This is a genomic window from Gallionella capsiferriformans ES-2, from assembly GCF_000145255.1.
GTDB classification, from domain to species: domain Bacteria; phylum Pseudomonadota; class Gammaproteobacteria; order Burkholderiales; family Gallionellaceae; genus Gallionella; species Gallionella capsiferriformans.
Genome location: NC_014394.1, coordinates 987758 through 1001501 on the forward strand (window position 1 = coordinate 987758; position 13744 = coordinate 1001501).

Annotated in this window: 17 protein-coding genes; 7 read left to right on the plus strand and 10 right to left on the minus strand. The window is 50.6% G+C overall.

What is annotated here, in order from left to right:
- Positions 1 to 106 precede the first annotated feature (106 nt).
- The 9 genes from GALF_RS04680 to lepB are packed head-to-tail and all read right to left on the minus strand — an operon-like array spanning position 107 to position 8254.
- Complete coding sequence (locus tag GALF_RS04680) at positions 107 to 511, minus strand: hypothetical protein (RefSeq protein WP_013292910.1); 405 nt, start codon at positions 509 to 511, stop codon at positions 107 to 109.
- Positions 508 to 2073 carry a conjugal transfer protein TraN gene (traN, locus tag GALF_RS15250; protein ID WP_013292911.1) on the minus strand — a complete coding sequence of 522 codons (1566 nt, stop codon included), beginning with the start codon at positions 2071 to 2073 and terminating at the stop codon, positions 508 to 510. The genes GALF_RS04680 and traN overlap by 4 nt, the downstream gene beginning before the upstream one ends.
- Positions 2070 to 3254: a hypothetical protein gene (locus GALF_RS04690; protein WP_013292912.1), complete on the minus strand. Its 1185-nt coding sequence runs from the start codon at positions 3252 to 3254 to the stop codon at positions 2070 to 2072. The genes traN and GALF_RS04690 overlap by 4 nt, the downstream gene beginning before the upstream one ends.
- Positions 3251 to 3910 carry a type-F conjugative transfer system pilin assembly protein TrbC gene (trbC, locus tag GALF_RS14845; protein WP_013292913.1) on the minus strand — a complete coding sequence of 220 codons (660 nt, stop codon included), beginning with the start codon at positions 3908 to 3910 and terminating at the stop codon, positions 3251 to 3253. Before trbC ends, GALF_RS04690 begins: the two co-directional genes overlap by 4 nt.
- Positions 3910 to 4917 (minus strand): TraU family protein, encoded by a 1008-nt coding sequence (locus GALF_RS04700; RefSeq protein WP_013292914.1) that lies wholly within the window; start codon positions 4915 to 4917, stop codon positions 3910 to 3912. Before GALF_RS04700 ends, trbC begins: the two co-directional genes overlap by 1 nt.
- Positions 4901 to 5521 (minus strand): type-F conjugative transfer system protein TraW, encoded by a 621-nt coding sequence (traW, locus tag GALF_RS04705; RefSeq protein ID WP_013292915.1) that lies wholly within the window; start codon positions 5519 to 5521, stop codon positions 4901 to 4903. Before traW ends, GALF_RS04700 begins: the two co-directional genes overlap by 17 nt.
- Positions 5518 to 5724: a hypothetical protein gene (locus tag GALF_RS15495; RefSeq protein ID WP_150102569.1), complete on the minus strand. Its 207-nt coding sequence runs from the start codon at positions 5722 to 5724 to the stop codon at positions 5518 to 5520. The genes traW and GALF_RS15495 overlap by 4 nt, the downstream gene beginning before the upstream one ends.
- A complete protein-coding gene (gene mobH / locus GALF_RS04710; protein ID WP_013292916.1) occupies positions 5708 to 7654 on the minus strand; it encodes a MobH family relaxase in 1947 nt (648 codons plus the stop codon). Before mobH ends, GALF_RS15495 begins: the two co-directional genes overlap by 17 nt.
- Positions 7655 to 8254 carry a signal peptidase I gene (gene lepB / locus GALF_RS04715; RefSeq protein ID WP_041937974.1) on the minus strand — a complete coding sequence of 200 codons (600 nt, stop codon included), beginning with the start codon at positions 8252 to 8254 and terminating at the stop codon, positions 7655 to 7657.
- 481 nt (positions 8255 to 8735) lie between these two features.
- Between lepB and GALF_RS04720 the strand changes: the two genes are divergently transcribed.
- The 5 genes from GALF_RS04720 (at position 8736) to GALF_RS04740 (ending at position 11586) form a co-directional block, all read left to right on the plus strand.
- Entirely contained in the window at positions 8736 to 9548 is an 813-nt protein-coding gene (locus GALF_RS04720; protein ID WP_013292918.1) for a PD-(D/E)XK nuclease-like domain-containing protein, read from the plus strand.
- A 73-nt stretch (positions 9549 to 9621) separates the two neighbouring features.
- On the plus strand, positions 9622 to 9885 hold the full coding sequence (locus tag GALF_RS04725; protein WP_013292919.1) for a hypothetical protein: 264 nt from the start codon (positions 9622 to 9624) through the stop codon (positions 9883 to 9885).
- Between the two features lie 70 nt (positions 9886 to 9955).
- Positions 9956 to 10180 carry a hypothetical protein gene (locus tag GALF_RS04730; protein ID WP_013292920.1) on the plus strand — a complete coding sequence of 75 codons (225 nt, stop codon included), beginning with the start codon at positions 9956 to 9958 and terminating at the stop codon, positions 10178 to 10180.
- An 85-nt stretch (positions 10181 to 10265) separates the two neighbouring features.
- Positions 10266 to 11318, plus strand: a complete 1053-nt coding sequence (locus tag GALF_RS04735; protein WP_013292921.1) for a recombinase RecT — start codon at positions 10266 to 10268, stop codon at positions 11316 to 11318.
- 76 nt (positions 11319 to 11394) lie between these two features.
- Positions 11395 to 11586, plus strand: coding sequence for a hypothetical protein (locus GALF_RS04740; protein WP_013292922.1), 192 nt, complete (start codon positions 11395 to 11397; stop codon positions 11584 to 11586).
- On the opposite strand, the gene GALF_RS04745 is transcribed toward GALF_RS04740, so the two are convergent.
- Complete coding sequence (locus GALF_RS04745) at positions 11570 to 11887, minus strand: hypothetical protein (protein ID WP_013292923.1); 318 nt, start codon at positions 11885 to 11887, stop codon at positions 11570 to 11572. The two genes, GALF_RS04740 and GALF_RS04745, sit on opposite strands and share 17 nt — an antisense overlap.
- A gap of 101 nt (positions 11888 to 11988) precedes the next feature.
- Here GALF_RS04745 and GALF_RS04750 point away from each other — a divergent pair, with 101 nt between their 5' ends.
- Positions 11989 to 12420, plus strand: coding sequence for a single-stranded DNA-binding protein (locus tag GALF_RS04750; protein WP_013292924.1), 432 nt, complete (start codon positions 11989 to 11991; stop codon positions 12418 to 12420).
- A 147-nt stretch (positions 12421 to 12567) separates the two neighbouring features.
- A complete protein-coding gene (locus tag GALF_RS04755; RefSeq protein ID WP_013292925.1) occupies positions 12568 to 13641 on the plus strand; it encodes a DUF7146 domain-containing protein in 1074 nt (357 codons plus the stop codon).
- Positions 13642 to 13744: the final 103 nt, after the last annotated feature.

Sequence of the window (13744 nt, forward strand, 5' to 3'; positions counted from 1 at the left end):
AATAATCTTTGCTACAAAAGTAGCAATATTGTAGTGCTAACGGACTGAAGAGAGCTGCTCTACACTCGTCTCCGCTCTCCGCTCTCCGCTCTCCGCTATCTGGATTTCAGTTATGTCCACCCATAATCTTGGAAACCTCACCCAAATCCATACCTTCTGTCGGCGGCATTCCGTTTTGGCATAGATTCAGCTCGTAGTTCAGCGCAAAGTCGGTTTTCGCCCCTGATTTTGTTGGCGTATTAGGCTGAATCAACTTAACAGCAAGGCGGCTACACCCCTCCTGTTTGAACCGCTTGAGCGTTGATACCTCAGCCCTGACCGGTTCGGATGCGCCTGTTGCCGAGTGAATGGCATCCGCTTCTTTGCCCGCCACGACTCCACGGGCTTTGCCATCTGGCGCACTCAATGCCTGCATAAGCAATGCCTTGACGCTGTAGCTTTCCGCTGCGCTTGCCGTAGTTGCAAAAAGGCCAAATACCGCAGTAGCGATGATGTGTTTCGGTGTGATCATTGACGACCTCGTGTGTAGTAGTTGTTGAGCTTGCGCTGCATGGCGGCGGTGCTATCGGTGTTGATCGCTGACGTATTAGGCATATGAACATTTGCCATGATCTCGGCGATAAATTCCGATAGATCAATTCGAGAAAAGTCCAATGCCGCAAATTGGTCAGGCGTAAAACCGGAGCAATCGGTCGCCGGACGGCCAATTTGTGTACCGCCAGCCGTGTTGATAATCCTGGCCAAACGGGAATTGAAGCAGCAATATGTTTCCGTTTTCTGCAAACAAATACCGACAATGGGAATCTCGACTGAGCAAAAACTGCCGGTGAAACGACACAAGTTCTGACCTTTTTTCAGGGCGAGCATTTTTTCTGGTGGGTCGCAGGATGCTATTTCCACGATGATCATAATTGCCACTTGGATTGCTAATGTGGTTGGATCGAATGCAAGAACGAAACCGCCAGAAGCAGACCATGAAGCCGTAAAACCGTACATTGAAAAGGAGGGGCTGAAGGGCCCACTTGTAAGTGATCCAATCGGAGTTGAGGCAAGCGCTGAGTCAATTCCACGTATGACATAAGAGCTGTCGAACATCATGTCGTACATATAGCCGCTGCCAGCTTTCAGCACTTGACCACCTGCGCTCATCGCTGAACTCATGATGCTTGAATTATTCATCCCACTGCCACCCCCGCTTCCCTTGCAGCAATTGAACAAACCAAACAGCGTGTTGGTGCAACTACTGCCTTGCCCGCTGAAGATTTTCATACTGCCATCCATGTAATTGCCTGCCTGCCGCATCGCCTCCATCATGGCGGCTGTTTGCGCCATATCGGCATCTGGCACATGTCCGGTGTTGAAACAGTTCCCCCCCATGCAATATTGGTTGCCGGCGCAGTCCGCAACAGTGGAGGTGCTCGCGGGTGTTTTTATGCAACTGTAGGTTTTTTCAAAGAGGGTGCAAGCGCTTGTGTTTGGGTTTGTTGCGATACATCTCCTTGGCCCAACCATTGTGCAACCACGAACCACCAGATCAGAGCAGGAGGTTGCCGGCGCACTCATACAGGTGTACTCATCTTGCCACACCGCAGTCGGCGTGCCGGTTGTAACTTGCTTGTGCGAGACGATGCTACAAGATGGGTTGTCTGCATAAGTTGCGCAAACGGGATGTATTGCGGTATCCGCGACCAGTGTGTGTGACGAATTGATAATCGTGGTTGTGCTCGGCACAGGTAAACTTGAAGAGCCGCATCTATAGGTATTGCGCCAGGTGTCGCACGGCGCGGTCGGTGTTGGCCCGGGCACAGCGCACGCAGAATCAGTCTGCCAACAGCCGCGCACTTGGCTAATGCCCCTGCAATAATCTACAGAATTAGGCTTCATGCATTTGTAGGTGTCGTCGTATTGCCAGCAAGTCTTGTTGATTGCAGGATCGGTCAGACACACCTGTACGCCAGATACCGTCTTGCATGGGGTGGAATCAACACAAACCGAACCCGTTTTAACGCAAGAAGCTGCAATGGATGCGCCAGCAAAAAACAAAGAAACAGTCAGGAAAAGTAAGCGAATCATAATGCTGCCGCCTCCTGTACCGCACACCCGTTGTTAAGCGTCCAGCTAATTACATTGCGAATACCGACTGTACCTGTTGGTGTCGTGGTGGCGGTGACGGTTTTTTGTGTGGGGTTGGAAATGTCGCTAAGCGACACAGTGTTAGTTGTGCCGTTATACGTTATCGAGGTTAAGTGCCACAAAGTCCCATCATAGACACGCGCCTGATACCCTGATGTTGCGGTGTTTCTGCCTGGTATGAAATTGAGCGTTAGCGGATAGTAATCAGAATTACAGCCTCCCCAGTGGCACTGCGCACCAACGGCAATGGTCACCGTAACTTTGGCTAACGCATCACCGGCACAGGCAAACACCACATTGAACAGACCATAAGGCGTGACGGTCGTAGTCGTTACCCATTTTTTTAATTTGGCGTTATAGGCAGTTTTAGTTGTTGTATATGAACCTATCCCTGATGCACTGCCCGTCACATCACAGTAGGGCGTTGGCGTAACGACCGGGATGGTGGTTTTGCTGCAAGTTTGGATCTGGAACGCATTATTAGTTTGATTGCACTGATAATTCGTGTTCGGATTAACGTTGATGGATGTACCCAATGCACACCAGTTGGTTAGTCCCGCCCCATACTCATCGCAAATCTCTGTAGCGTAAGTAGCGGGTGTTGTCACTGTCCGATTGGTGCAGCCAGTGAACGCCCCGATTGCAGATGGATTGGCATATCCAAGGGAACGCGCGGCCAGCGTACCAGGGTTGGCTTCGATGAGGCGGCTTGCAGCAACATTGGGATTTGTCGGACTAAGGGTGAACTGAGGGCGATTCTGCGGATTGTGTACCATGAGGTTCACAGCAGTACAATCTTGCTGACGGAACGCATCTGGATTGGTCGGGCCTGTTTGACAAACAGTTATTTTGCTTGCGGCAGGCGCGGATGTATTGCCGTTCCCTCCCACGAAATAGCTGGCTTGTGGTGCGGTGGGGCTGTATGAGTAGTAGGCCGGGTTGAAGCTATTCACGGTAGTAGCAACCGTGCCATTGGTAATGTTGGTGGACGCGCCCGTAGTCGCCGCTAGTGCCGCCGCTTGCCCATCTATAAAGGCTTGCTGGGCGGGCGTAACCGCAAAGATTGCGGCAGACTGAAAGTACAGCAACGCCCCTGCAAAACCACCGTATATATTTTTCAATTGCGGCTCCTTTGCAGCTTGCTATTGAACGTGGCCGCGACCGTTGACCATTTCGGTGAGGTGCGCTCAATGTAATCCAGCGCGTAGTCTTGGCTGACATCACCCGTGACCTTCACATAACGTTCCGCCTGCGCGCAGCCGTTATCCAGTTGATTACCAGCGTCGGATTGAGATATGACCAGTGCGGGTACTTGATTAACCTTGAACTGGGTAAATGCGGGTGGATGAACGACGGCCTCAACACGATGACTTCCCAATAGATCAGCGATGCGCTTCGACATATCGGTAAGCTTGTCACCAGTGAAGCCACGAAAAATCAGCCGCGCGCCCGTCCTTTCCGACTGTTCCACGATGCGCAACAGGTTTTCGCGCGGCATCGAGAATGATACAAAGACCATCAGTTCTGGCGCGACGGGTGGTTGTTTTGCAATGGGTGACTGGCGGAATTGTTCAGCCATGTCCGCTGGACTCGCTTTTACTGCCGGTTGCGGCATGTTGTCGAGCCTGGGTGCAGGGGCGCGATATTGATTAACGACACGCTCGGTAACCTCTTTAAGTATTCTGTTTGAGCGTTCCATATCTGTTTCTGCGCCAACTTGCTGCACCAACAAAATAAGTGCTGAAGAAAGTAGGGCGCGCGAGGCAAGGTTTCTCATCAAAATGCCCCCTGACAACAATTCCGTTTGCGGAAAATCATGTAGGCAAAGTCCTCGCCAACAGCTGGTATCTCCTTACTCGCCCCCCAAATAACGGTTGTACGGCCTAACGGCTGACAACATCTACCGTTGATTTTGTTCTGAGCGACCGGGAAGTGCATTTGGTATTTGTAGTTGGTCTTGTCCATCAGCAGTTGCGGGTAGTAACCACACATCCCTGAACTACCCGATGCTGCCCACATCAATCCCTCTCTGTGCATCTTGGCGATCAGGCGCGATACGATCAGGCTGGATGCCTGAACCCCGCCAATGTGCGCAGCCACATGCCCATTCAATGGATACATCGACCCCTGACAACCCGCACACCAGAACAGTGTGTTACTGCCAAATCCCATTGATGACATCACACAGTCCGCACCACAAGCAATCTTGGCGACAAGGTTGCCAAATAAAAACGAATCCGGGTTGATGATGCTGGTCATTTCGTCGTCATTCCACAGCGGATCGAGTTCGGTCAGGTAAGCTACGTCAAACACCTTTTGCTCAAGACACGGGCTATCTATCACCAGTTCCAGTAATACCAACACCGGATCAATATACCAATGGGCTTGGTAAAAAGAACTCATGCTGGAATTATCTTTAATCTCTTGTGTGCCGTGCGGTGCGTTAAAGCCGGGGTTCATGTCAATACCGCCCAACGATGTCATGCAGAAGGGCTTGCGCACCACATCAACGTGTCGCACCGGTTCCCAAAAACTGATTTTTAAACCGGGGTTGATGCCGCACATGCAAATCGGCAGTCCACCCGGATTTGGTGTGTCCTCTTGTCCAAGTGAAATAGGTAGCGATAGCGCGCCCGCACCGAACTTGATCGGAAAAATACAACTCCAGCAAATATCGGTAATCAGATTCGGGAATCGTCCCTGGCAATCCAGCGATGCATTCGCATTTTGTGCGCATGCCAGTAATGCCAGCGCACATACCAATGTTCTAATAGCGTAGCTCATCTATCCTCAACCTCTTTCCTTCTTGCCTCACGATGGCGGGTACTTGGGTGATGGCAAAACGTTTGGTCAGTTTGCCGCCTTGATCGAAATAAATAGTCATCTTCCATTTGCGCATGAGTTCAAGCGGTTCACCCGCTATCAGTACCAATTTGACGGGACGATCAGAGGCCGCAGTGATTTTTTTGCTGAATTCCAACTGTTTGGCATCACGCCCATCCACGAACAACAGGTATTTGTTCCAGCCGATGTAATCCAGCGGATTGACGCGTGTGCCACGGGGATAAAGGATTTTGCCGGTCGCGTCGGCAATATCCTTGTCGGTTACCATCGAGGGGTCGTAGTAGTGGGTATTGGCCGTCGCGGTCGCTTGAATGCCTGGGATGGGTTTGGGGTGCTCAATGCCATCAATGACGCGATTTTTGTAGTCGTTCTGGAATTTTGCGAGTTCGCCGGTTTTTTCCATGCGCTTTAACTTGTTCTGGATGATTTCAATCAAGTCGCGCTCGGTGATGTCGTATGTTTTACCGATCACACCAAGATCATCAGACATGGCGGGAGGTGCCGCCAGTAAGATAAGCAGTGTTGTAACAATAAAACGTCTCATGATTGCCTTGTCGCGATGCGCCATACCAACTTGAATGAGCCAATACCCGCATCCGCCGCAATAACGGGTGCAATCTGTCCGATCACCCTCACTACCTCGACATAACTACCCCATTCTGCCGCAAGCCAAGGAACTTCACAGGATGAGGCGTGCCACATTCCGTTGTGGTATTGGCCAGTAAAAACCTCAATCTGTTTTTTCAATTGGTTTACCTTTTCTTGTTTTGATTGGTGTACTCACAGACGCATTGGGGTTGCCTGAATGGGAGCTGATTACAGGGAGTTTGGGTTTTGTCACCACGGCATCACTTGGATTTGCCTTCGTCCTGGCTTTTTGGGCTGGTTTCCGAATTGCGCTTGTGGATACCTCTGCTGCAACAGGCTCAGCAATAGAGTCAGCGGATAGGGAAGAGGAAGGCTGGACGGTATCTATTGCGGTTTTTTCTGTCGCTTCGCTAACAGGCTGGTCGTCAACAACAAACAATCTACCAACATCAGCGGTTAGCTTGATCGCCTTAGCAACCCCACTCGAAAAAACTGCATCGCCAATCTTGGCAACCTCGCTGGCCGGGATCATCCAGCCCATATTGGACAACTCAGTCAAAATCTGTTTTGGCGTAAAACCGTAGCCCGCAAACGTATCCGGCCATTTCAAATACACGCAACCATTGGGATCCTTAACGCCCAGATCAGCAAATGACTTCTTGCCTAAGTTGAATTCTCCGATTAAAACGCGAAGCAACTCACCCATAGCGCCCTCAAGAGAATCCAGGCTGAGGCATTTTTCCGACAAGCGTTCCACAGACGTGCTGGAGACGTGTTGGGGTTGGGGTGGCATTTCCTCTGCGCGCTCAACATGTTCCACAGACGTGCTGGGGACATTCTGGGATGACGCTTTGCTTGAGTGGATTTGGCCTGAAATTGGCGGGATGGGCATCGAGCTAATCAGAGCCTGGTCGCGCAGCCTGATCGCTTTGAGTCGCATGTCGGGTATTTTTTCGGTAATCACGTCTGGTGCGATGTAGAAGAAAGGATCACCTTCAGCTTCGCGCAAAAATGCAATTTCCCTTTCGATCATCATGTCCAGGATGCCGTCTGGGGTCTTGGGCAAGCCCGGTATATCTTCATCCCTGGTTCGTCGTGCGATTTCTTCACCTGCCATCGGCCAAACAAGGTAGGTTATGCCTTCGATATTCCAAACGCGGGCAGACGGCTCGTTGATGCGCCAAATACCTTCTTGAACCAGACGGCGCATGATGTCGGTCAAATACCGCTCAATTGGCACGCCGATCTCGTAGCCTGCCATTGCTGCCCCCATGGATTTCAGGTCACGCTCAACGCTTAACTGGTCAGCCCTTACAACAAAATTATGTATTTGATTACTTGAGCCGGGGTTGTTGTTCAGCGATTCCGTCAGCCAGATCAACGCATCGGTGCTGCCATCACTGATCCAATCGAGTGTCTCCTTGCTGATTACCGCATCAATCAAGGTGCTGGAAACATGGGTGTGCTTTTTGCCTCTACCTTCTTGCCAGTGCAAAAAATAGTTTTCAATACCGTGGGATATAGCCCAGTCATACAGGCTTTGGTTGTAAGGTCGCCACTTTTGCGAGTTTTCTCGGTCGGTAACGGTTAAGTCAGTCACCACCTTGCCCAGATCGTGACACAAGCCTGCCAGGAACACAGTGAGCCGCCAACGCGGTTCAATAACCCGTCTTTGTTGTGGCGTGACCACACCACGTATCAGTTTTCCCTCGGTTTGTTGCAATGACCACAACCCAACTTCGAGAGAGTGACGCAACATGCCGCCCGCACCGCGATGGTGATGCGCTTGAGAAGCTGGTAACAGTTGCACGAGCGTGGCAAGGCGCAACATCGCGGGGTTGTAGTGCGTCTCCAGCAGTTCTTGATTGGCAATCAGTTGTTGAATCCCGCCGGTAAGCTCTTTTTGCGTCGTAAGCAGTACCCAGGGCGCGTGGACAGGCAGACCCTCCATGAATGGGGGGTAGCGCGGTATATTGCGCAAATCTTCGATTCGTTTTACCTGAGCCAGCGCGGAGGAAGCCGAAGCAGCCACCACAACCTTGGGTAGCAAGTTGAACTTTCTCAGCAAGCGATCAACCAGTGTTGTCATTTAGAACAACCTGAATCCACGACCAACCATTGCCTGGTTCGACAGTAAACCTACCACCTTGTATCTGGAGTCGAGGCTTAAGGGATGCTCACCCATTACATAGTAATGCCCGGCAGGAATTACGCCCTCAAAGTCATTTTCCTGGATGTGTTTGCCAGTAGACGTAGTGGACATTGCCACACCAACTGGCTTGCCGTTCACAAAAAAATGATGATTTTTCGATTGAACTACATCGCCCGGAACACCCGCCACTATTTTCAAGAATCGCGTGCCTTTCGGATAAATAAAGTCACTCGGGTAGTAGAACGAGGCGTATTCATCGCGGGTCGGCAGCGTTCCCTTTTCTACAAGGTAGAGCGTGCCAGGTAAGCTGACGCTGACGTTTACCGAGAACTCGTAGCGCGATGCGAATACCGCATAGCTCAGAACCAATGCGATATACAGTAAATAATGGCTCAACAAGTGAGCGTATGTTGCATCAAGACGCGATACGAACCACAGCCAAATTTCGAGGGGCTTCGTATTTTTCATACCAACAATTTTGGTGCAACTGAAAATAATAATCCTTGAAATTCCTTGCAAATTTGCAAGGAATTTCAAGGATTTGCTGGCTTTTCATCGCCCTAAAATTCCCACCTGTTCCACAGCTGTGCTGGGGACGTGCTGGGGTTTTTAACGGGCTGCCGTCCCTCGAAAAGTGTAGTGAGTTGCCGCGCGGGGAAAATTGACAGCCATTTTCAATTGCGGTATTTTTAAAGCATCTAGTCCGTATGCTTATTGCTCGGAATTGATATTGGCGGCTGACCAATCCAAACAAACAGAAGACGAGCAATCGTCAATGAAGCACCCAAAGCAACACCCAACCACCCACGCGGGGACACTTCTCCGCTGGGGGCATGGTGTCCCCTTTTTTTGTTTTTAACAAAAGGAGAACACCATGTTCCTGATCATTATCGCTTGCTGCATCACCGGTTACGCCATCAGCCGTCCAGTAGTTCGGGCATTTGGTTTGTAATCAACCCTATCGGGGACACTTCCCCGCATAGGGCTTGTGTCCCCTTTTTATTTCAAGGAGACACAAATGAAGCGCATCGTCAGAGATTTACCAATAAAAATTTACCACTCCAGTGACGCGATTTCGCACAGTGGTATCGTGCAATTGCTCAAGTCGCCGGAGCACTACAAAAACTACAAGGAAGGAATCGTCGAGCCCACACCTGCAATGGAGTTTGGTTCTGCGTGCCACTCATTCATCCTTGAACCAGAGCTGTTTGCCAAGGAATACGTGCTTGCGCCGAAGTTCGACAAGCGCACTAAAGATGGCAAAGAAGCTGCTGCAAAATGGGATGAGGAAAATGTAGGAAAAATCCCATTGGCTGCCGAGCAGATAGACGCGCTTGCCGCAATGCGGGTGAGCGTTTTCAATCACACTGGGACAGCCAAAATCTTGTCCGCAGGTGAGGCCGAAACATCCTTGTTTTGGACGGACGAATACACTGGCTTGCAATGCAGGATTCGCCCAGACTGGATGTTTGATCGCGGTATTGCAGACCTCAAAAGCTGCATCACCGCCAGCAAGGACGGCTTCTCGAAAGCAGTTGCAAACCTTGGTTATGACGTTCAAGCGGCGTTTTATATTGATGGCATGAAAGCAGTGACTGGGAAAACGGTCAATTTCTACTTCATCGCCGTTGAAAAATCCGCACCGTTCTCGACGGCCTGCTACATGGCCAGTCAGGAAATGGTCGAAGTCGGGCGTGCCAAGTATCGCGGCGCGCTTGAGTTGCTGAAATGGTGTCAGGAAAACAGTCGTTTCCCCGGCTATCAACCCAGTGGTGAGATTGAGTCAATTGATCTTCCGCGCTGGGCAGCAAGCTTCGAACTCGAAGCCTAAGACAGTAGCAACCCACTGGGGACACGTCCCCGTCAGGGTTTGTGTCCATTTTTTTACTTAAAGGAGACGCAAAATGGGCATTCTTATCCTCGTAATATTAGCAATGGGCATTTTTACAATCATCAAGTGGATGGTTGCATTCATCGCCCCGCGCATCAAACGCACCAAAGCAAAATCCGCTCGAAGCACTTCTCAATCAGTGGCAATACCGATTGAGCCAGGCTGGGACGGTTTTGATAAGCCTGCTTTCATTCGGCGCGGCATTCAGTATCCGACGCTCACCGAAAAGAAACACGGTCGCACGCGCAAAGCAAAGCCGGTTTTTGCTGCTGCGTAATTTAATCCTTGCAGGGCGATTTGCCTCCTGCAAGGGAAGGTGAATCTCCCCGTTTTTTATGGAGGACACTATGAACAGGAAAATCACCAAACTCGAACGGATAAAATCCAAAGCACTCAGGATTGCGATGACGGCTTTTCTTGCTGACCCATCATTGGGTTCGCGCCAGGCCAAATCGCTCTTCTCAGAAATCGTGACCCATTTACAAGCGGGCATGGATGACGAGCAGATCGTACAAACCGTTCTTCAAAATAATTCGACAACCTCGCCAACCGGCAAATTGTCGCTGAGGTAACTGTAGTCGCTGTATCACCCCAACGGGACACTATTCCCGGTTGGGGCATGGTGTCCTTTTTTTGTTTTTTCCAAAGGAGATCACCATGTCGTTACAAGCACTCAAAAACATCCGCAACACCAACAACAACGCAGGTAAATCCGAGCAACAGCAAGGCTTTCCTGCGATGCTCGAACAGTTCAAAGGTGAAATTACCCGCGCGCTGCCCAAGCACATTAACCCTGACCGCATGGTGCGCATTGCGCTTACCGCGTTTCGCATGACGCCGAAGTTGGCAGACTGCGACCCGCGCAGCGTGTTTGCTGCCGTGATCCAATCCTCGCAGCTTGGACTGGAAGTAGGGTTGATGGGCGAAGCTCACCTTGTTCCATTTGGCGGCCAGTGTCAGTTAATTCCAGGCTATACCGGATTGATGAAGTTGGCTCGGCAGAGCGGATTGGTCATTGATATCTACGCCGAAGCGGTGCGTATAAACGACAAGTTCGCGCTCAAGCTTGGTATGGAAAGAAATTTGGAACACGAACCACTAACCGCACCGGGCGGCTTTCCCGCGTCCGATGAAGAGCGTGGGGATGTGGTCGGTTTCTATGCGGTCGGCGTTTTGAAAGATGGTAGTCGCACATTTGTCGCAATGGGGCGCAAAGAAGTAGAGCGCATCCGTGATGGCAGTCGTGGCTACCAGGCAGCCAAGAAATACAAGAAGGAATCCACTTGGGATACCGACTTTGTCGCAATGGGGCTGAAAACGGCAATTCGCCGCATCTGTAAGTTCTTACCGAAATCCCCCGAGTTGGCAACAGCATTGGCGATGGACGAACAAGCTGGGCGACAAAATCTTAACCTCGACGACGTTATCAACGGCAGCTACACGCCGGTTGTTGATGAAGACACAGGCGAGATCAAAGAATTGGAGGGCGAGGGTGATTCCAAATCCACCAAAATTCAAACAGCTCCGAAAGCAGTAACCAAACTCGAAAAACTCGAAAAGGTTGCAGCCGCTTTGAGAACGGCCAGTTCCATCGAGGCGCTGGACGAGGTTTATGTCCGCGCTGAAGGTGAGTTGGAAGACGCAGAGCTGGAAGTTGTCTTGCGCGAGTATCGCAAATGCAAAGATGCGATTAGCGATAGCCTGATTTAACAAGCAACATCCACCTTACGGGGGCATTTCCCGTAGGGGTTGTGTCTCCTTTTTATTTTAATTTTGGAGGCACAAAATGGGCGCATTGTTTGATATGAAATCATTTTTTGCATGGCTTGAAAGCGCAGGTGAACATGAGCTTCTGCAACGCAGGGATCAGTTGCAATACGCGATCAACCACAAACTTACCGAGGGCGGTGTAATTGCCGATGCCAGGTATTTGCTCAAGGAAATCGAGCAAGAAATGCTGGCTAGGACGATGAGATAAGCTTCAACGAAAGCGAGTTGCGTCGACCAATTACATCGCTCAGGCGGTTGTATTCGTCGGTGTCACCGTCAATGATCGCCAACACTAAATTGCGTTCCAAAGCATCTTTGGCATTGCAACGTAGTCGTCTGGCAATCAACGGTTCAACATCTGCAAGTCGAAGGTCTAGCGAATCGCAAAGGCTTTCAAATTCTTGTTGATCGAGAACTTCAGGCGTGGAAAACAGGATGTGTTTTTTGCATTCCAGTTCTTCTTTGCCTCCAGTAATAACCGTGAAGGATGGTTTTCGTGATTCGTTCATGCGTCCAGTCTAACACGATCAAAACCCAACGCGGGATCACCATATCCCGGTTGGGGCATGGTGCAAACGTTTTTTAATGCAAATCAAAAAGGAGAAACACCATGCTGAACAAGGTACAACTCATCGGTCGTCTGGGCAAAGACCCGGAAGTTCGTTACACCACCGAAGGCGAAGCAGTTGCCAATGTTTCGATAGCAACGACCGAAAGCTGGAAAGACAAAGCCGGCGGAAAACAAGAGAAAACAGAGTGGCACAATCTGGTTTTTTACCGCCGTCTTGCCGAAGTGGTGGGTGAACACCTCAAAAAAGGTGCGCTCATCTACATTGAAGGCAAGCTCACAACCGAAAAGTATCAAAAAGACGGAGAGGATCGTTACATCACAAAAATTGTTGTCTCCGAGATGAAAATGCTCGGTGGCAACAAGGTGTCAGACGAACATCAGGTTGCTGAACCCGTAGCGAAAACAAGCGCTCGCAACGGCAATAATGGTGCTGGAAAATCCGCAAAACAGGCGGGGCCAGAACCTTTTTAATTGAAGCACTCACCCCGGGGGGAAACATTCCCCTTGGGGATGCTTCCTTGCTGGTGGCTTAAAAACTACCCGCCCACACGGGACACACCAAAACATCCCGTCGGGTGCTTTGGTGTGTCCCATGCGGGATTTAACCAAGGAGGCATCATGGAAGCGAAAGAGTTGAAGCAATTGGCATCTGGACGCTGGAAAAGCATTGTGACATCGCTCGCCCCGCAGTTAGGACTAGCCATAGAGCGATTACCGCACCACGTTTCATGTCCAGTGCATGGCGGCGTAGATGGTTTTCGCCTGTTCAAGGATTTTGATGAAACAGGCGGCAGCGTATGCAATACATGCGGTATCCAGAATGACGGATACGCGACGCTGATGTGGGTAAATGGATGGGATTTCAAGACCACTCATAGAGCGATACACGACATGTTGTTGGGCGACAGGGCGAACCAATATCGACCACCAGTAGCACCGCCACAAGTCGTCAAAAAAGAAGTGGAAGTGAATGTTCAATCCATACGCGATTCACTGAATCATGTATGGAAGCACAGCATTCCCTTGTCATCCTCAGAAGCACGGCCAGCAAGAATGTATTTGGCGAACCGAGGCATCAGGCAAATTGACTATCGGAAAATTGATAGCAACATGATCCGCTTTGCTCCGCTTCTTGAATATTACGAAGAGGGGAAGCTGCTCAACAAGTATCCCGCTATTGTCACGATGGTATGCGATTCAGACGGTCGTCCTTCGACGGTTCATCGCACCTACATCACTGACAGCGGGACAAAAGCACCTATCCCGTCGCCAAAGAAAATGATGCGGCACTGTGCCGACAATTTATTTGGCGCGATGAGGATAGCGGTACAGGGTAACAGCAAGGTGTTGGCAGTTACAGAAGGCATCGAAACAGCACTGGCTGTCATGGGCGTTTTTAACGTACCGGTATGGGCAGCTGGTAACGCCTACTTGCTGGAAAACTTTGTGCCACCCCAAGGGGTTGATGTGGTGATCTATGCCGACAAAGACCGGCCATCCAGGCAGCATCCGGATGGACACGGCTTGAGTGCGGCGAAGTTGCTGCTCAAACGCTTATGGAAAGAGGGTATCAAGGCAAGCATCAAGCTACCCGGCAACGAGATTCCGCAAGGGATGAAATCGGTTGATTGGCTTGATGTGGTCAACGGCAATGTGCCTCAAGCACCCGCCGAAAAAACCGCTACACGGTAGGCGCAACCAATCTCGCATTGGCCAAGTAAACCGATGGCCGTTTTACCCCGCTTGCGGGGCTTTTTATGGCGCACTCCACGAGTGCGTCACAAAAAGAAAATTC